The organism is Phenylobacterium sp. SCN 70-31 (assembly GCF_001724605.1).
Lineage (GTDB): Bacteria > Pseudomonadota > Alphaproteobacteria > Caulobacterales > Caulobacteraceae > Phenylobacterium.
This window is the reverse complement of record NZ_MEEX01000023.1, coordinates 27993-45851: the sequence shown is the minus strand read 5'-3', so window position 1 is coordinate 45851 and position 17859 is coordinate 27993. Positions and strand designations below refer to the sequence as shown.

General features: G+C 69.1%; 19 protein-coding genes. 12 read left to right on the top strand and 7 right to left on the bottom strand.

Annotated features, from left to right (window positions below):
• Nucleotides 1-121 precede the first annotated feature (121 nt).
• Nucleotides 122-907 (top strand): response regulator, encoded by a 786-nt coding sequence (locus tag ABS78_RS16505; protein ID WP_293381707.1) that lies wholly within the window; start codon nucleotides 122-124, stop codon nucleotides 905-907.
• Between the two features lie 35 nt (nucleotides 908-942).
• Here ABS78_RS16505 and ABS78_RS16500 read toward each other — a convergent pair whose 3' ends face one another.
• From ABS78_RS16500 to ABS78_RS16490, 3 genes are all read right to left on the bottom strand, one after another.
• Complete coding sequence (locus tag ABS78_RS16500) at nucleotides 943-1887, bottom strand: DUF808 domain-containing protein (protein WP_293381704.1); 945 nt, start codon at nucleotides 1885-1887, stop codon at nucleotides 943-945.
• Between the two features lie 97 nt (nucleotides 1888-1984).
• Nucleotides 1985-2401, bottom strand: a complete 417-nt coding sequence (locus tag ABS78_RS16495) for a RidA family protein (protein ID WP_293381701.1) — start codon at nucleotides 2399-2401, stop codon at nucleotides 1985-1987.
• Between the two features lies 1 nt (nucleotide 2402).
• The gene (locus ABS78_RS16490) at nucleotides 2403-4064 is read right to left on the bottom strand and encodes an alkaline phosphatase D family protein (protein ID WP_293381698.1); all 1662 of its coding nucleotides are present in this window, start codon (nucleotides 4062-4064) and stop codon (nucleotides 2403-2405) included.
• Nucleotides 4065-4220: 156 nt separating this feature from the next.
• Here ABS78_RS16490 and ABS78_RS16485 point away from each other — a divergent pair, with 156 nt between their 5' ends.
• From ABS78_RS16485 to rpoH, 3 genes are all read left to right on the top strand, one after another.
• A complete protein-coding gene (locus tag ABS78_RS16485; protein ID WP_293381695.1) occupies nucleotides 4221-5201 on the top strand; it encodes an RluA family pseudouridine synthase in 981 nt (326 codons plus the stop codon).
• Entirely contained in the window at nucleotides 5198-5869 is a 672-nt protein-coding gene (locus ABS78_RS16480) for a hypothetical protein (RefSeq protein WP_293381692.1), read from the top strand. Before ABS78_RS16485 ends, ABS78_RS16480 begins: the two co-directional genes overlap by 4 nt.
• A gap of 316 nt (nucleotides 5870-6185) precedes the next feature.
• Nucleotides 6186-7073 carry an RNA polymerase sigma factor RpoH gene (rpoH, locus tag ABS78_RS16475; RefSeq protein WP_293381689.1) on the top strand — a complete coding sequence of 296 codons (888 nt, stop codon included), beginning with the start codon at nucleotides 6186-6188 and terminating at the stop codon, nucleotides 7071-7073.
• A 242-nt stretch (nucleotides 7074-7315) separates the two neighbouring features.
• Here the strand turns inward: rpoH and ABS78_RS16470 are convergent, their stop codons facing one another.
• Nucleotides 7316-8347: an alpha/beta hydrolase gene (locus ABS78_RS16470; protein WP_293381686.1), complete on the bottom strand. Its 1032-nt coding sequence runs from the start codon at nucleotides 8345-8347 to the stop codon at nucleotides 7316-7318.
• Nucleotides 8348-8662: 315 nt separating this feature from the next.
• Between ABS78_RS16470 and ABS78_RS16465 the strand changes: the two genes are divergently transcribed.
• From ABS78_RS16465 to ABS78_RS16430, 8 genes are all read left to right on the top strand, one after another.
• On the top strand, nucleotides 8663-9217 hold the full coding sequence (locus ABS78_RS16465; RefSeq protein ID WP_293381683.1) for a F0F1 ATP synthase subunit delta: 555 nt from the start codon (nucleotides 8663-8665) through the stop codon (nucleotides 9215-9217).
• A gap of 5 nt (nucleotides 9218-9222) precedes the next feature.
• A complete protein-coding gene (gene atpA, locus ABS78_RS16460; RefSeq protein WP_293381680.1) occupies nucleotides 9223-10755 on the top strand; it encodes a F0F1 ATP synthase subunit alpha in 1533 nt (510 codons plus the stop codon).
• Between the two features lie 10 nt (nucleotides 10756-10765).
• On the top strand, nucleotides 10766-11398 hold the full coding sequence (locus ABS78_RS16455; RefSeq protein WP_293381677.1) for a pseudaminic acid biosynthesis-associated methylase: 633 nt from the start codon (nucleotides 10766-10768) through the stop codon (nucleotides 11396-11398).
• Between the two features lie 7 nt (nucleotides 11399-11405).
• Entirely contained in the window at nucleotides 11406-12278 is an 873-nt protein-coding gene (locus ABS78_RS16450) for a F0F1 ATP synthase subunit gamma (RefSeq protein ID WP_293381674.1), read from the top strand.
• Nucleotides 12279-12297: 19 nt separating this feature from the next.
• Nucleotides 12298-13857, top strand: coding sequence for a F0F1 ATP synthase subunit beta (gene atpD, locus ABS78_RS16445; protein WP_293381671.1), 1560 nt, complete (start codon nucleotides 12298-12300; stop codon nucleotides 13855-13857).
• A 4-nt stretch (nucleotides 13858-13861) separates the two neighbouring features.
• Entirely contained in the window at nucleotides 13862-14125 is a 264-nt protein-coding gene (locus ABS78_RS16440) for an ATP synthase F1 subunit epsilon (protein ID WP_293381668.1), read from the top strand.
• A 116-nt stretch (nucleotides 14126-14241) separates the two neighbouring features.
• Nucleotides 14242-14880 carry a hypothetical protein gene (locus ABS78_RS16435; RefSeq protein ID WP_293381665.1) on the top strand — a complete coding sequence of 213 codons (639 nt, stop codon included), beginning with the start codon at nucleotides 14242-14244 and terminating at the stop codon, nucleotides 14878-14880.
• 130 nt (nucleotides 14881-15010) lie between these two features.
• Nucleotides 15011-15331 (top strand): multidrug efflux SMR transporter, encoded by a 321-nt coding sequence (locus tag ABS78_RS16430; protein ID WP_293381662.1) that lies wholly within the window; start codon nucleotides 15011-15013, stop codon nucleotides 15329-15331.
• On the opposite strand, the gene ABS78_RS16425 is transcribed toward ABS78_RS16430, so the two are convergent.
• The 3 genes from ABS78_RS16425 to ABS78_RS16415 form a co-directional block, all read right to left on the bottom strand.
• Nucleotides 15306-16070, bottom strand: a complete 765-nt coding sequence (locus tag ABS78_RS16425; RefSeq protein ID WP_293381659.1) for an alpha/beta hydrolase — start codon at nucleotides 16068-16070, stop codon at nucleotides 15306-15308. The two genes, ABS78_RS16430 and ABS78_RS16425, sit on opposite strands and share 26 nt — an antisense overlap.
• A 62-nt stretch (nucleotides 16071-16132) precedes the next feature.
• On the bottom strand, nucleotides 16133-16621 hold the full coding sequence (locus ABS78_RS16420; protein ID WP_293381656.1) for an RNA pyrophosphohydrolase: 489 nt from the start codon (nucleotides 16619-16621) through the stop codon (nucleotides 16133-16135).
• Nucleotides 16618-17748, bottom strand: a complete 1131-nt coding sequence (locus ABS78_RS16415; RefSeq protein ID WP_293381653.1) for a divergent polysaccharide deacetylase family protein — start codon at nucleotides 17746-17748, stop codon at nucleotides 16618-16620. The genes ABS78_RS16420 and ABS78_RS16415 overlap by 4 nt, the downstream gene beginning before the upstream one ends.
• Between the last annotated feature and the right edge of the window lie 111 nt (nucleotides 17749-17859).

The following is a 17859-nucleotide window of genomic DNA, read 5'->3' as shown; positions in this document are numbered from 1 at the left end:
TCCGGACGCCTTCCAACCGCCCGCGTCGTCAAACGCTTCTTTACGGACGGCGGGATACACCGTTCGCCGAAGTGGGTGGAGCGACGCTGTGTTCGACGGCGACAGACGTACGATCGAGAAGATGGCCCCGAAGCTGAAGCGGGTGCTGGTGGCCGACCCCGAGGCGGGGGCCGCGCGCCTGTTCACCGAGCTGATGCGCGAGATCTGCCAGACACACGTCTGGTCGGCGGCCAACACCGAACGCGCCATGAAGGTGGCCGAGACCTGCGATCCGCAGCTCGTCATCGTCAGCCTGGGCGACGAGCGGCTGGACGGCCTGGGTTTCGTGCGCAAGCTGCGCCGCTCGACCTGGACCTGCCGCAAGGCGCCGGTGATCACCATCACGGGCGCGGCCACCGCGGGCATGATCCTGGCCGCCCGCGACGCCGGCGTGCACGAATTCCTGCGCAAGCCCTACAGCATGAAGGACCTGCTGCGCCGCCTGGAGGCTGTGACACTTCGGGAACGAGACTGGGTCGAGGGTGTGGCCTACATCGGCCCCGACCGGCGCCGGTTCAACTCGGGCGACTACGCCGGTCCTCTGAAGCGCAAGACGGACGGGTCCGAGACGCCGTACCAGCAGAAGATCAACCAGTGCCTGAAGATCATTCGCGCCGCGGTCGCCGCGGCCGAGACCGATCCCGATCAGGCCATGCGCGCCATGCTGGCCCAGGCCCAGCAGCTCCAGTCGATCGCCACCGACTTCCAGCTCACCCTGGCCGCTTCGGAATTCTACCGCCACCTCAGCCGGCACAAACAGAGCGGCCAGCCGCTCAGCCGTGCGGTCGCCGAAACCTGGGCGGCCCGAATCCTCACGTTCCTGCCCAAGGACGCCGACGCCAATCGCAAGGCGCCGGAAGCGGCCTGATATCCGCCCCCGGAGACCTGCGAACACGCCGGCTCTCAGGACGCCGGCGCGGTCTTGCGTTTCGGGATGAAATGCAGGACGGCCAGGATGATCGCGCCCACGACGAGGCCGACCAGGGCCGACCCCGTGGCGAAGGCCAGCCATCCCGTGACGGCGCCGACACCCGGCGCGGCGGCCGCCCAGTGCGAAGCGCCTTCCACCCAGCCCGGGATCGGGGTGAGGTGGTAGTGCTCCAGGCCGTGGACGACGATGCCGCCGCCCACCCACAGCATCGCCGCCGTGCCCACCTTGGTCAGGATGTTCAGGACCATGGGCATGGCGTTCACAAGCAGTCGCCCCACGCTGCGGGCCGCGGCGGTCGACCGCCGCGACAGGTTCAGCCCGATGTCGTCCATCTTCACGATCAGGGCGACCACGCCGTAGACCCCGATCGTGAGGGCCAGACCGACGACGGCCAGCACGGCGGCCTGCAATCCGATCGGTTGTGACGTCACGTCGTTGAGGGTGATGGCCATGATCTCGGCCGATAGGATCATGTCGGTGCGGATCGCGCCCTGGACCTTCTGGGTCTCAAGCTCTGCGGAGCTGAGCGCCAGCGCGGCGTCGTCGGGGCCGTGCGCTGTGTGGACGAGCGCCTCGTAGATCTTCTCCGCGGCTTCGAAGCAGAGGAACGTGGCGCCCAGCATCAGCAGCGGCGTGACCGCCCAGGGGGCGAACGCGCTCAATGCCAGCGCGCCGGGAAGCAGGAACAGGAACTTGTTGCGCAGAGAGCCGACGGCGATCTTCGCCACGATCGGCAGCTCGCGGTCGGGCGTGAAGCCCACGGCGTAGCCCGGGGTCACCGCGGCGTCGTCGATCACGACCCCCACGGCCTTCGAACCGGCGCGGCCGGCCGCCGCGGTCACATCGTCGAGGGAGGTCGCCGCGATCTTGGCGATCGCCGCCACGTCGTCCAGCAGCGCGAAGAGGCCGCTCGCCATCGGTGTCGGGTCCCCATGCCCGGAGCCGCCCCAACGGCCCGTCCGGCAAGCGGTACGGGCAACCGCGCCGGGCGTAAAGGGCGCGCGACCTCGCCCGTCAGGGCAGGACGGCTTCGGCCTCGATCTCGACCCGGGCGTGGGGGTCGACCAGCCCGGTCACGCCGACCAGGGTCATGGCCGGAAAATGCCGGCCCAGGGTGACGGCCCAGGCCTCGCCCACCTGGGCGCCGCCGGCGTTGAATTCGGCCATGTCGGTCACATAGGCGCGCAGCAGGACGATGTTTGGAATGTCGGCCCCGGCCGCGCGGACGACCGTCACGAGATTGGTCAGGGCGCGGCGCCATTGTTCGCCCAGGGACAGATCCGGCGGGATCGGCGCGTCGCCTTCGCGGGCGAGTTGGCCCGAGACGCGGATCGTCGTGGCCCCGGTCGCACTCACGGCGTGCGAGAACCCTCGCGGCCGCGTCCAGCCGTCCGGCAGGATCGCGCGGTATCCGATGTCTTCGGCCGCCATGTCAGACCTCCTTCAATGCGGAAACGCCGGCGCCTTCGGGCGCTGCGGCGTAGCTCTTCACCACGATCGTCTCGAAGGCTTTCGAGACGATCGTGGAGACGGCGACCATATCGGCTTTCGCGGCGTCGCGGGTCAGGGTGAGCAGGACGAAGCCTTTCGAGACCTGGTCGTTGAAGATCACCTCGGGGTTCGCCCGGACGATCAGGTCGCCGGCGTTGATCCCCGGTGCGATCTCGCCGGCGCCGGGGCTGGTGATCCCCGTGGTCCCGAATTCGCACGCCACCCGGCGGCCGGACGCGTCGCGCAGTTCGTTGGCCCAGAACGAGTGGCTGTCGCCGGCCAGCACGACCGGCCGGGCCTTCGCCGCCGAGAACAGGCCGTACAGCCGCTCGCGGTCGGCGGGATAGCCCTGCCACATGTCGAGCGCGGTCGGGACGCCCAGGGCCGCGCCCCGCTCGTACTGATCCAGGCGGCGGCGGTTCTCGTCGGGAATGGTCGCGTACTGCTCGGGCGTCAGCAGGGCTTTGGGGCTGGGGGCGATGACCTGGGCCATGACCACCTGATTGCCGATCACCTGCCAGGCGTGGCCCGCCTTCACCGACCGCGTCAGTTCGCCGGCGATCCAGGCTTCCTGCCGCGCGCCGAGCATCCGGCGCGAAGGGTCGGCCAGCTTGGCCCTGAACGCCTCGACGTCGGGCTTGCCGTCCACGATGGGAAGGTCGCGATCGAGGTTGAGTTGAAGGTCCCGCGCGCCCAGCCGGGTCTCGATCATGATCAGCGACGCCAGGTCGCCGAAGTGGAAGCTGCGCTCCGAGGCCTGGACGAGGCCGACACCGGGCGCCGGCTCGCGGATCGGCATCCATTCGTAGTAGGCCGTCAGGGCGCGGGCCTTGCGGGCGTTCCAGTCGCCCTCGGACTCGGGCTGGTGGTTCTGTGCGCCGGAGGCATAGCTGTCGTTGGCGGTCTCGTGATCGTCCCAGGCGACGATCCAGGGCGCGCGTGCGTGGGCGGCCTGCAGCGCCGGGTCCGACTTGTATTGCGCATGGCGGCGCCGGTAGTCGGCCAGGGTGACGATCTCGTGCGGCGGATCGTGCGGCCGCTCGCCCGCCACGGCCGAGTTCATCCCGTATGAGCCCGGCCCGCCATACTCGTAGATGTAGTCGCCCAGGTGCAGCACGGCGTCCACGCGGGGAAGGTCGGCGATGGCCTGGTAAGCGTTGAAGTATCCATTCGGGTACAGCGAGCATGAGGCGACCGCGAGCACCACGTCCTTCGTCGGTCCTGCCGGCAGGGTGCGGGTGCGGCCCAGGGGCGATCTCACGCCCCCAGCCTCGAATTCGAAGGTGTAGGCGCGACCGGGGTCCAGGCCCGCCACGTCGATCTTGGCCGTGTAGTCGCGCCCCGGCCCGGTGACGCCGCTCCCGCTCTTCGCCCCGCCGGCGCGACGGTCGATGGGATTGATCCGCCAGGTGAAGGCGACGTCGGCGCCGGGCGCCTCCGGCGTGATCCGGGTCCAGATCACCACCCGGTCCTGCAACGGGTCGCCCGAGGCGACGCCGTGGTTGAAGCTGACGGCGGAGCTTTGCGCCGCTGCCGGGGTCGCCGCCGGTGTCGCCGCTCCGAGGCCCAGCAGGGCCAACGCCCTGCGCCGATCGATCCGCATGTCCGCCGCCCCCCGTCCGGCCGGTTCAGGCCGAGCCCCTGTTTTGCCAGAACCATACCACAGGAGTACGACAGCTCGTGTCCAGCGGCGTGCTGCATGGAGTTCGCCGGGACCGGCGGCGGAGAGGGCGCGGAATCAAGACCGCCAAGAGGAAACATGGGCTCTGAGGGAGAGGTCGGCGCGCGTTCCACCACCCTGGTGGTGTCGCTGGCGGCGGGCGGCCGGATCGACAAGGCGCTCGCCGACGCCGTGCCCGACCTCAGCCGGGCGCGCATCCAGGCCCTGATCGCCGAGGGGCGCGTCAGCCTGGGCGGCCGGCCCGTGGGCGACGGCAAGTCGAAGGCCCAGGCCGGCGACTACCGACTCGACATCCCCCCGCCCGAACCGGCCGACCCGCAGGCCGAGGCCATCCCGCTGACGATCCTGTTCGAGGACGAGCACCTGATCGTCATCGACAAGCCGGCGGGCCTGGCCATGCATCCGGCGCCGGGCAGCGAGACTGGCACCGTGGTCAACGCCCTGCTGCATCATTGCGGCGACAGCCTGTCGGGCGTGGGCGGCGTGGCGCGCCCGGGCATCGTCCATCGACTAGACAAGGACACCTCGGGCGTGGTGGTCGCCGCGAAGTCCGACGCCGCCCACCAGGGGCTTTCGGCGCTCTTCGCCCGCCACGACATCGAGCGGGTCTACATGGCCTTCACCCGCGGCGCGCCGAGTCCGATCCGCGGGACCATCGAAGGCGCCATCGCGCGCTCGACCCACGACCGCAAGAAGATGGCGCTGGTGAAGTCCGGCGGCCGCCACGCCGTGACCCACTATACCGTCGCGCGGACGTTCGGGCCGGTGGAGAGGCCGCTGGCCGCGCGTGTCGCCTGCCGGCTGGAGACCGGCCGGACCCACCAGATACGCGTGCATCTGGCCAGTCGCGGAACGCCCTGCCTGGGGGATCCGGTCTACGGCTCGGGCGCGCCGGCGGGGCCGGTCCGCGCCGCGATCGCCGAGGCCGGCCTGACGCGACAGGCCCTCCACGCCGCGGTCCTGGGCTTCGTCCATCCCGTCACGGGCCAGGCGTTGCGCTTCGAGAGCGCGCTTCCGCCGGATCTCTCCCGGCTGGAAACCCTTCTGGAGGCGCTGTGAGGCTCGCCGCTGCCGCTGCCGCGGCCGGCCTGGTGGCGGCGTGCCAACCGGTGACCACAACCGAGCCGGTCGCGCGTCCGGCCCCAGGGCTCGTCGCGCTCCCCTGCGAGGCTCGCGGCGCGCTGCGCCCGGTGAGCACGAGCTATTGCGCCCGTCACCGGCACTATGTGACCGAACCGGCGCTTGCCGCGTTGTCGGACGCCGCCGCGGGCGTGGCCCGCCGCCACCCCGGCGCCGTGGTTCTCTTCATGGAGGCCTCCTGGCCTCGCGGCGAGAAGCCCATGCCGCCGCACGTCAGCCACGGAGACGGTCGGCAGATCGATCTCGCCCTGTTCTACGCGACGCGTGACGGGCGGCCTCTGGCCAGTCCGCCTACGGCCTCCGGCTATGGCGCCTTCGAACCGCCCAGCCGCGAGGCGGAGCGGGTCTGTGTTCCCGATTCCGGTCACCACGACCGACCAGACCCGCCAGCAGGCCGGGGCTGGCGGCTGGACGACGAACGCACCGCCGAACTCATCCGAATGCTGTCGGCCGACTCCCGCGTGCGGCGCATCTTCGTGGAGCCCCACCTGAAGCAGCGCCTGGGCTTCGGGGGCGACCCCAAGGTCCGCTTCGCGGGGTGCGCGGTCGCCCGACACGACGACCATATCCACATCGATTTCCACTGATGCCGCGCCGGCGGCGCCGTGCGCGCCTGTGGCCACCGTCCTGTCAGCATTGCAGCGCATCTATCGAACGCATGAGAAACGGCGCCTTGTTGTCGCCACGGGCGGGGCGTAGAAATCCTGACCGTAGAAGTCGGACTTTTCGGGCCGCCGTCCTCCCCGCGGCCTACCGCAACCGCAGCTGGATACCTATCTGAAGTCTGCGGGGGCTGGAGAGGCCGCTTGCACGCCATCCCCGAGGGGCTCTCCCAGGGGGCAGGGCGCGCCGGCGGGCCGAAACGTCCCGGAGAGTGCAACCAGGGTTTCGAGGGGATAGTCCATGGCCGCGAACGCGCTTGCCGTGATGTCGCCGGAAGGCGGACTGAGCCGGTATCTGTCTGAGATTCGTAAGTTTCCGATGCTGGCCAAGGACCAGGAGTTCATGCTGGCCAAGCGTTGGCAGGAGCATCAGGACCCCGAGGCCGCCCACCAGCTGGTCACCAGCCACCTGCGTCTCGTGGCGAAGATCGCCATGGGCTACCGCGGCTATGGCCTGCCGATCGGCGAAGTGATCTCCGAGGGCAACGTCGGCCTGATGCAGGCGGTGAAGAAGTTCGACCCGGACAAGGGCTTCCGGCTGGCCACCTACGCGATGTGGTGGATCCGGGCCTCGATCCAGGAATACATCCTGCGGTCCTGGTCGCTCGTGAAGATGGGCACCACGGCGGCGCAGAAGAAGCTGTTCTTCAACCTGCGCAAGGCCAAGAGCGAGATCGCCGCCCTCCAGGAAGGCGACCTGCGTCCCGACCAGGTGAGCCAGATCGCCACCAAGCTGGGCGTTCTGGACGAGGAGGTGGTCAGCATGAACCGCCGCCTCGCGGGTGGCGACGCCAGCCTGAATGCGCCTCTGCGCGTCGATGGCGAAGCCGAGTGGCAGGACTGGCTGGTGGACGACCAGACGCCCAGCCAGGAGAGCGTGGTCGCCGACAATCAGGAGATGAACCTGCGGATGAGCCTCCTGGAGGCGGCCATGACCGAACTCACCGACCGCGAGCGTCACATCCTGACCGAGCGGCGGTTGAAGGACGAGCCCACGACCCTCGAGGAACTGGCCGCGGAATACGGCGTCAGCCGCGAGCGCGTGCGTCAGATCGAGGTTCGGGCCTTCGAGAAGCTCCAGAAGTCCATGCGGGCCGCGGCCATGGAGCGGAACCTGGTCGAGGCGTAGCGTTCCTCTCCCGCGGAGCGGGAGAGGGGGACCGCCCGCCGAGGCCGGCGTGAGCCGGCTGAAGAGCGGGTGGTGGAGAGGGCAAGCCTCATCCACGACGTTGCGCCCTGAACTGCTGAGCCCTCGGGCGGATGATCTCTCCGCCCTGCCCGCGTCTTGCCCTTCCCACCCCTCGCTCTTCAGCCGACTGGCGCCGGCTTCGGCGAGCGGTTCCCCTTCCCACTGGCGCGGGAAGGGAAAGCCTATTCCGTCGCGAAACGTGCGATGTCGGCGGCGGTGTCGCGGCTGAGGTCGGGGCAGGCGATCGAGAAGATTTCCGTGCCGTGGATCGTGCCCATGGCCTGGCGGCAGCGGGCCGGGACGCCGGCGCGCAACAGAAGGCGGTAGAAGTTCACGCCTTCGTCGCGGAGTGGGTCGCACTCGTTCACGTGAATGACGGTGGGCGGGAAGCCCGCGACATCGGCCTCGACCGCGAAGGCCGGCCAGGCGAGCGGGTTCCTCGCCTCCAGTTCGCCGATCCCGTAGGCCATGGCGCCGCGGTTGTTGTGCAGATCGAGCAGGATGCCGTTGTTCTCGACCGACGAGGGACAGTCGGGCGCGGGCCAGCGGCCGGCGATGTAGGGGCACATGGCGTACAGGCCTTTCAGCAGGCCGGTGTCCCCGTCGCGCTTCAGTTTCAGGGTGGTCGCGATGGCGAGGTTGCCGCCGCCGCTCTCGCCGGTCACGACGATCCGCGCCGGATCGATGCGGAGGGCCTGGGCGTTCGCCGCCGTCCATTTCAGCCCCGAGACGCAGTCGTTCAGGCCGGCCGGGAAGGGGGCGATCTCGGGCGCCGACGATGGCCTCAGCGCATTGCGGAAATCCACCATCACCACGGCGACGCCCCGCGCCGCGATGATCCGGCCCCAGGACGTGTAGAGGCCGTTGAAGCACGACATGCTCTGCATGCCGCCGCCGTGGATGTAGTAGACGCACGGCAGCACGGCCTCGGTGTCCGGTCGGATAATCTGCAGCCGGATTGAATTGCCGTCGGGCTGAGACGTGATCGTTTCGGTCCAGGTTCTAAGCCCGGTCGACGGTGCGGTCTGCTCGTTGTCGCAGGCCGAGAACAGCGTCTCCAGCGCCTGCTCGGCCGCCAGCGCCTGGGGCGTGTTGACCGCGGCGACCAGGGCCTCGCGGCTCTCGATGTCGCCCTGGGGCGCCGCGTCGGGCAGGCCGAATATGGCCTTGATGCGCGGATCGATCCGCGGGTCGGCGACAAGCTTGGAGGTCATGGCGGATCGTCCCTGTTGCAGCGCTTCCTGGGCGTCGATCCACGGACGGCGCCGGCGCGGAAGTCAAGGCGTGACGCCCCTCCACGGCCGGCGATCGGGTCCCGACCCTACGTCATCCCTGCGTCGCGACGACGTGGCGTAAGGCCCCGCCGTCGGTTGCGACGCACAACATCGCGTGCTAGTAGGCGCGCGGCTTTGGATCGGGGGTTCTTTCGAGCCCCGAGCCTGTGTGCTTTTTTCAAGCGCTTTCAAGCCTTTAGTCGCAGCGGGGCGCCCCGCTTGCGGCGTTACGCAACGCGACCCGGGCGGATTATAGTGGCGGACGACTCTTCTCTGTCGAATGTGGGCTCAAGATACGCGCAGGCCCTGTTCGATCTCGCGACCGAGCAGAACCAGGTTTCGGCCGTCGAGGGCGACCTGAAATCCCTGAAGGCCGCCATCGCGGATTCTAAGGATCTGCGGACGCTTCTGGCGTCGCCGGCCTTCGGTTCCGAGGACAAGGCCAAGGGCCTGGTCGGCATCGGCGCCAAGGCCAAGTTCAGCATGACGACGCTGAAGTTCCTGGGCCTCCTGGCCTCGAACGGCCGCGGCTCGGCCCTGCCGGCCGTGATCGTCGCCTACGAGAAGCTGTCGGCCGAGGCCCGCGGCGCCGTGTCGGCCGAGGTCACCACCGCCGTCCCGCTCTCGGCCGCCCAGGCCAAGGGGGTCGCCGCCGCCCTGCGTCAGGCGCTGGGCAAGGACCCTGAAATCTCGACCCGAGTCGATCCGGCCCTGTTGGGCGGGATCAAGGTGAAGGTCGGCTCCCGCCTCTTCGACGCTTCGCTGAAGTCGAAGCTCGACTCCCTGAAATTCGCCCTCAAGAGAGCGTAAGACCCATGGACATCCGCGCCGCCGAAATCTCGGCCATCCTCAAGTCCCAGATCGCCAACTTCGGCGAGGAAGCCGACGTCTCGGACGTGGGTTCGGTGCTGAGCGTGGGCGACGGCATCGCCCGCGTGTACGGCCTCGACAACGTCCAGGCCGGTGAAATGGTCGAGTTCCCGGCCGCCGGCGTGAAGGGCATGGCCCTGAACCTCGAGCGCGACAACGTCGGGGTCGTGATCTTCGGCGAAGACCGCGCCATCAAGGAGGGCGACGAGGTCCGTCGCCTGAGCGAGATCGTGGACGTTCCCGTGGGCAAGGGCCTGCTGGGTCGCGTCGTGAACCCGCTGGGCGAGCCCATCGACGGCAAGGGCCCGATCAAGAACGTGGCCGAGCGCCGCCGGGTGGACGTGAAAGCCCCGGGCATCATCCCGCGCAAGTCGGTGCATGAGCCGGTGCAGACCGGCCTGAAGGCCATCGACACCCTGATCCCGATCGGCCGGGGCCAGCGCGAACTGGTCATCGGCGACCGCCAGACCGGCAAGACCGCCGTGGCGATCGACACCATCCTGAACCAGAAGGCGATCAACGCCGGCGACGACGAGAGCGCCAAGCTCTACTGCATCTACGTCGCCATCGGCCAGAAGCGCTCGACGGTGGCCCAGATCGTCAAGACGCTCGAGGAGCGCGGCGCCCTGGACTACACCATCGTCGTGTCGGCGACGGCGTCCGAGCCGGCCCCGCTGCAGTTCCTGGCGCCCTTCGCCGGCTGCGCCATGGGCGAGTGGTTCCGCGACAACGGCATGCACGCCGTCATCATCTACGACGACCTTTCCAAGCAGGCCGTCGCCTACCGCCAGATGTCGCTGCTGCTGCGCCGTCCGCCGGGCCGCGAAGCCTATCCGGGCGACGTGTTCTACCTGCATTCCCGCCTGCTGGAGCGCGCGGCGAAGCTGAACGAGGACAACGGCGCCGGTTCGCTGACCGCGCTGCCGGTCATCGAGACCCAGGCCAACGACGTGTCAGCCTATATCCCGACCAACGTGATCTCGATCACCGACGGCCAGATCTTCCTTGAGACCGACCTGTTCTTCCAGGGCATCCGCCCCGCCGTGAACGTGGGTATTTCGGTGAGCCGCGTGGGCTCCTCGGCCCAGATCAAGGCGATGAAGGCCGCGTCCGGCCCGATCAAGGGCGAACTGGCCCAGTACCGGGAAATGGCCGCCTTCGCGAAGTTCGGCTCGGACCTCGACGCCGCCACCCAGCGGATGCTGGCGCGCGGCGAGCGCCTGACCGAACTGCTGAAGCAGCCCCAGTACGCGCCGCTGGCCGTCGAAGAGCAGGTGGCGGTGGTCTACGCTGGCACCCGCGGCTACCTCGACAAGGTGCCGACCGCCCATGTCGGACGCTTCGAGCGCGAGCTGCTGGCGCACCTGCACGCCAAGCACCAGGACCTGCTGGACGAGATCCGCACCAAGAAGGACCTGGGCCCGGTGGAAGACCGCCTCAAGTCGGCGCTGGCGGCTTTCGCGGACACCTTCGCCTAAAGGACGATCGGTGGCGGACCCCAACCCCAAGGCGCTGGGAGCCTGGTCAGGCGACTTCGGCGATCGGTACACGGAGCGCAACGCCGCTTCGACCGACGCCGTTCGCGGCCGTGCGCGCGTGTGGGGCGAGGTGTTCCGGTCCGTCGTCGGCGACATGCCGGCCAGCGCCATCGAGGTCGGCCCCAACGTGGGCATGAACCTGCGGGGCATCCGCGCGCTCGCCGACATGGAGCTGTGGGGCATCGAGCCGAACCCGGCCGCTCGTGAGCGCCTGGTGGCCGACGGCGTTCTGCCGGCCGACCACGTGATCGAGGGCTTCGGCCACGAGATCCCGCTGGCCGACGGCGCGGTGGAGATGGCCTTCACGGCCGGCGTCCTGATCCACGTCGATCCCAGCCTGCTGGATCGGACGATGCGCGAAATTCATCGCGTCTCGTCCAAGTACGTGTTCTGCGCCGAGTATTTCTCGCCGAAGCCCGAGACCATCACCTATCGCGGCGAAACGGACCTTCTGTTCAAGAATGACTTCGGTTCGCTCTATCTCGACAATTTTCCCGACCTGAAGCTGGTCGATTACGGGTTCTTCTGGAGACGGACGACCGTAATGGACGACAGCACCTGGTGGTTATTTAGGAAGGCCTGAGAGGCGTATGGCCAGCGTCAAGGAGATGCGCAATCGGATCTCTGCGGTGAAGTCCACCCAGAAGATCACGAAGGCGATGCAGATGGTGGCGGCGGCCAAGTTGCGCCGCGCGCAGAACGCTGCGCAGGACTCGCGCCCGTACGCCCAGCGCATGGCGTCGGTGATCGCCAACCTGGCCGCCGGCGTGAGCGGCGACGGCGCGCCCAGGCTTCTCGTCGGGACAGGGTCCGATCAGCGTCAGCTGGTCATCATCGCCACGTCGGACCGGGGGCTCGCGGGCGGCTTCAACACCTCGATCGTCCGGGCTGCGCGTCAGCATATCGACGGCCTGCTGGCCGCCGGCAAGGACGTGAAGATCATCGCCGCCGGCCGCAAGGCCCGCGACCAGCTCCGCCGGCTGCACGCCCAGCGGCTGATCGAGACCTACGAGGTCGGCGGAAATCCCTCGCTGACCGTCGCCGAAGAGATTTCGCAGAAGGTCCAGGCCCTGTTCGAGGCCGGGGAGATCGACGTGGTCACGCTGTTCTTCAGCGAGTTCAAGTCGGTCGTCACCCAGACGCCCACCGCGCGCCAGCTCATCCCGGCCGAAGTGGCCGTGGGCGCGCCCCCCATCGATCTGAAGGGCGCGGCCTACGAGTACGAACCGGACGAGGCTGCGATCCTGTCGGACCTGCTGCCGCGGAACATCACCACCCAGATCTTCTCCGCCATGCTGGAGAACCAGGCCGGCTTCTTCGCCGCCCAGATGACGGCGATGGACAACGCCACCCGCAACGCCGGCGACATGATCGCCAGCCTCACCCTGCAGATGAACCGTGCACGCCAGGCGCAGATCACCAAGGAGCTGATCGAGATCATCTCCGGCGCCGAAGCGATCTAGCCTTACGAGAGAGTTGGACATGGCCACCACCACCGCGAAGAAGCCCGCCGCCAAGGCCCCCGCGAAGGCTCCCGCCAAGCGCGCGCCCGCCAAGGCCGCCGCCGCCCCGAAGGCGACCGCCACGACCGGCGCCGCCACCGGCAAGCTGGTTCAGATCATCGGCGCCGTCGTCGACGTCGAGTTCGAAGGCCACCTGCCCGCGATCCTGAGCGCGCTCGAGACCACCAACACCGACCAGCGGACGGGCGAGACCTTCCGCCTCGTGCTCGAGGTGGCCCAGCACCTGGGCGAGAACACCGTGCGCGCCATCGCCATGGACACCACCGAGGGCCTGACCCGCGGCCAGCCCGTGGTCGACACCGGCAAGCCGATCACCGTGCCGGTCGGTCCCGCCTGCCTGGGCCGGATCATGAACGTGGTGGGCGATCCGATCGACGAAGCCGGTCCGATCGCGCTGACGCACACCAGCGCCATCCACCGCGAAGCTCCCAGCTTCGCCGAGCAGTCGACGTCGGCCGAAGTCCTGGTCACCGGCATCAAGGTCATCGACCTGCTCTGCCCCTACACCAAGGGGGGCAAGATCGGCCTGTTCGGCGGCGCCGGCGTGGGCAAGACCGTGACCATGCAGGAGCTGATCAACAACATCGCCAAGGCCTACGGCGGCTACTCCGTGCTGGCTGGCGTGGGTGAGCGGACCCGCGAAGGGAACGACCTCTACCACGAGATGATCGAGTCCAAGGTGAACGTGGACCCGAAGGAAAACAACGGCTCGACCGAGGGCTCCAAGTGCGCCCTGGTCTACGGCCAGATGAACGAACCCCCGGGCGCCCGCGCCCGCGTGGCCCTGACCGGCCTGGCCCAGGCGGAGTACTTCCGGGACCAGGAAGGCAAGGACGTGCTGCTGTTCATCGACAACATCTTCCGCTTCACGCAGGCGGGTTCGGAAGTGTCGGCGCTGCTGGGCCGCATCCCCTCGGCCGTGGGCTATCAGCCCACCCTGGCCACCGAGATGGGCAACCTCCAGGAGCGCATCACCTCGACCTCGAAGGGCTCGATCACCTCGGTGCAGGCCATCTACGTTCCCGCCGACGACCTGACCGACCCGGCGCCGGCCACCTCGTTCGCCCACCTGGATGCGACCACCGTGCTCAGCCGCGACATCGCCGCCCAGGCCATCTTCCCGGCCGTGGACCCGCTGGACTCCACCAGCCGGATCATGGACCCGCTGGTGATCGGCGAAGAGCACTACAACGTCGCCCGCCGCGTGCAGGAGACCCTTCAGCAGTACAAGGCCCTGAAGGACATCATCGCGATCCTGGGCATGGACGAGCTGTCGGAAGAGGACAAGCTGATCGTGGCGCGCGCCCGGAAGATCCAGCGTTTCCTCTCGCAGCCCTTCCACGTGGCCGAACAGTTCACCAACACGCCCGGCGTGCTGGTGAGCCTCGAGGACACCATCCGCTCGTTCAAGGCGCTGGTGGACGGCGAGTACGACCACCTGCCCGAGCCGGCCTTCTACAACGTCGGCAACATCGAAGACGCGGTTCGCAAGGCCGAGCAGCTCGCGGCGGAAGCCTGAGGCGATGGCCGGCAAGCTCAACTTTTCTCTCGTCTCGCCGGAACGCGAACTCTTCAACGGGCTCGTGGATCAGGTGGACGCGCCGGGCTCCGAGGGCGACTTCGGGGTCCTGGCGGGGCACGCGCCGTTCATGACGGCGCTGAAGGAGGGCCCTGTCCGCGTCTACAACGGCGGTGCGGTGGTCACCTACGAGGTGCGCGGCGGCTTCGCCGATGTCACGCCGGAGGGTCTGACCATTCTCGCGGAACATGCTGTCGAAGCCATCTGACGGGCCAACTAACAGGCACGTGAATTCACCGCCGTAATTTGGCCGCCCGGGGGCCTTGCCTCCGGCGCCTCGGTCAAGTTTCATGCCGGCCGAAAGTCGCCAGGGGATCGAAGTTGATGCGTGTTGCTCTCTCCAGTCTGATCGTCGCCGCGGGTCTTGCGACTGCGGCGCAGGCACAGGACCCGGCCGAGCAGCCCGCGGCGCCTCCGGCGGTCGAACCGGCCCCCGCGGCGACCCCCGAGCCGGCGCCCGCTCCCGAACCCCCGCCTCTGCCGACCAGCGGCTACGGCTTCGAGGCCATCCAGGTGGTGGAGCAGATCTGCCGCCCGGCCGTCCGCGGCCAGTCTCTGGAAGACCTCGCCAAGTCGCACGGCTTCAAGCTCAACCGCCGGGAACAGACCTGGGCCAAGCCGTTCGGCGGCGAGGGCCGGAACTACCAGGTGATCCTGTACCCGTCCGGCTCGAACAAGTCGGTGTGCATGGCCGATTTCCGCTTCCCGATCGGCAAGGAAGAAGAGATCGCCAAGGCGTTCAACGTCTGGGCCTTCGTCCAGCAGCCGCCCCTCGACCCCACCGCCAACTACACCCAGCCCCAGGACCCCGACGGTCTGAAGCGCGTGCGCCGGTCCTGGGAGTACCTGACGACCAACCAGTCGATCGGTCTGAACTTCTCGACCGTCCGCAACCCGGACGACTCCCAGGTCAACAAGAACTACGATCTGGCCACGATGCAGTATCAGGAACGTTCGTTCTGACGCCCTGATCCGCGCTTCGGCCTCCGGCCGAGGCCAGGGCGACGTTTCATCCGCGAGGCCACGTCCTCGCCGTGTCCTTCCGACGCGCTTCAAGTCCGGGACGGCCCGGCCCTTTCGAAAGGAGGGCCGCATGGCCTGGATCATGCTGTTCATCGCCGGGCTTCTGGAAGTGGTCTGGGCCTACTTCATGAAGCAGTCCGAGGGGTTCACGCGCCCCGGGGCGACCGCGATCACGCTGGTGGCGATGATCGCCAGCTTCGGCCTGCTGGCGGCGGCGATGCGAAGCCTGCCGCTCGGCGTCGCCTACATGATGTGGACCGGCATCGGCGCCGTGGGCGCCTTCATCGTCGGCGTGATGGTGCTGGGCGAACAGGCCGGAGCGATGCGGATGGCGGCGGCGGCCCTGATCGTGGGCGGCCTGGTTCTCATGAAGCTGTCGACGCCGAACTGACCCGCACCTGATCCAGCCAGTCCAGGGCGATGGCGGCCACGTCCTCCCAGCCCTCTTCGCCGATCAGCCAGTGGCTCATGCCGGGCATGACGCGGAACGTCGCGCCGATGCGCGTGGCGGTCTGGCGGACGGTGAGGGCGGGATGGACCACGTCGCGGTCGCCGGCGATGGCCAGCGATGGCATGGGCAAGGGGCCCACGCCGACGCTGGTGGTCATGAAGGGGTCCAGCCACCAGTTCAGCACTTCGCGCACCGCCCGTCCGCTTTCTGGACGCAGCCGTGCGAGAATGGCGTCGCGCCGGGCCTTGGGGGTGCGATCCAGGCTGTGATGCCGCATCAGGTGGCGGTCCGGAGACACGCTCCCGGCCCAGAACGGATCGGCCAGATGGACTCCGAAGGCGGTGATCGCCTCTTCGAGGGTCGATCCGGCGATTCCCCAGGGCGGGGACGGGGCCAGCAGAACGAGGGCGCGGGCGGCCACGCGCCGCGCGGCGAGCTGGGTCACCAGCCCGCCCATGGAATGGCCCAGCAGCACCGGGGGTTCGGGCAGGTCCGCGACCAGACGGGCGAGGTTGCGGGCGTAGTCCGACATCGAGAGGCCCGCCACGGATCCGCCTTCGGCGTGCCCTGGCAGGTCGGGCGTCAGAACCGTCCAGCCGCGCGCTTCGAACGGCTCCCGGAAGGCGTCGAACGCCCATCCGCCGCAGAATGCGCCATGCGTCATGACGATGGTCGGCATTGAAAGCTCCCGCCCGCCTCGAGCGTCACCTTACCGCGAACGGCCATGTGGCGATGCAGGATTCACCCCGTGGGCGGTTTGGCCGCAAACGCTGCGAACGCCTCGGCCACCGCGGCATAGGCGTGACGTTTGAATGGGACGATGAGGCCTGGCGTGTCTGCGAGATAGGCCCAGCGCCAGGCCTCGAACTCGGGCTCGCCGTGCGCCTCCAGGTCGAAGTCGCCCTCGACGCCGTCGAAGCGGAAGGCGAACCACACCTGCTTCTGGCCCTTGAAGCCGCGCGCGGACTTCGAACTCGCGTAATCCTGGGGGAAGTCATACAGGATCCAGCCGTCGGTCCGTCCCATGTAGGTCGCTCGGACGACGCCCGTCTCCTCGGCGAGTTCGCGTCGGGCGGCCGTTTCCAGGTCTTCGCCCGGATCGACGCCGCCCTGCGGGAACTGCCAGTTGTGAGGCGGCGGCGTCCCCTTCCGCCGGCCCAGCCAGACGCGGCCGTCGGGATGGAACAGGACGATGCCGACATTCGGCCTGTAGCCCGGCGCGTCCGTCATTTGCGGGTTGTCAGCGCCGACGCGGGCGCGAGCTGGTAGCCGCGCTGTTCGACCTCCGCGGCCCAGGTCGCCACCTTCTCCAGGGTGACCGGATAGGCGAACCCCGATCCCAGGGCCTGACCGCGTTGCAGGGCGCCGGCTTCGAGCGCGAGGAACTGCTGGTCGATGGCGGCGGGCGAAAGCTTGTCGTCGATCACCCGGTCGGCGCTGGCCCGCGGCATGCCGCCGCCGCGCCGGGCGGCCGATCCGTCGTCGAGGAAGGCCAGGCCGCGCCCGCGCACGGCGCTGGAGAAGGCGTCGTAGGCGGGTTCGCTCGCAAGGAACCGGGAGCCCAGATAGTTGGTCAGGCCGAAGTACCCCGTGGCGCGCGACAGGATCCACTCCAGGCGCTGGACCGTCTCGGGGGGCTGGGCGTCGGCCATCAGGGTGTACGGACCGGGATCGTTCTCGGGGTAGTCTACGGGCTCCATCGGGGTTTCGATGAGCACCTCGTGGCCGCGGGCGCGGGCCATGTCGATCCAGCCCTGGAGGCCCTCGGCGTAGACCACGAACGAGAGCGTGATTTCAGGGCGCAAGGTCTCGATAGCCTGGCGGGTGGCGCGCGCGTTCAGGCCCAGGCCGCCGATCACCAGCGACACCTTGGGCCGGCCATTGGGGGTGAAGGGCCGCGCATAGGCCTGGGCGGGCGTGCGGCCGTCCTGGGCGATGATCGGCAGCGGCCCCGTCGGGCCGGGGGCGAAGAAGCCGGCGATCGGCGCGGCCGGCAGCGCCGATCCCTCTGATGGCGCGGCTGCGGCTGGAGGTTCGCGCCCGCCCGCTGCGGCGTCGGGCTCCAGCGGGCGCTCAGAGAGCCGCACCACATCCTTGACGATCATGGGCGTGGTTGAGGCGGCTTTCAGCGTTTCTCGCCAGCCCGCGGGCGCGGCGCTCAGGGCCGGGGCCAGTGGGATGCGCACCGAGGTTCCGGCCCCGTTCGGCGGCGCCAGCAGATGGACGACCGTCGCCAGGGCGCCGACGAACAGCACCGCCGCCGCGCCCAGGCCCGCGACGGGGCTCTTGGCCAGGGCGGCGAAGTCCGGGCGGGGCAGCTTGGGCGTCTTCAGTCGTGGAAGGGCGATGGCGGCCAAGGGAGAGTCTCCTCGTCGCCGAGCCTGGGCCAACACGGTTAACGGGGGCTTTCGGACATACGCGTCAAGCCCGACTTGAAGGGACGCAACCTCCACCGGTCGCCCAAGGGA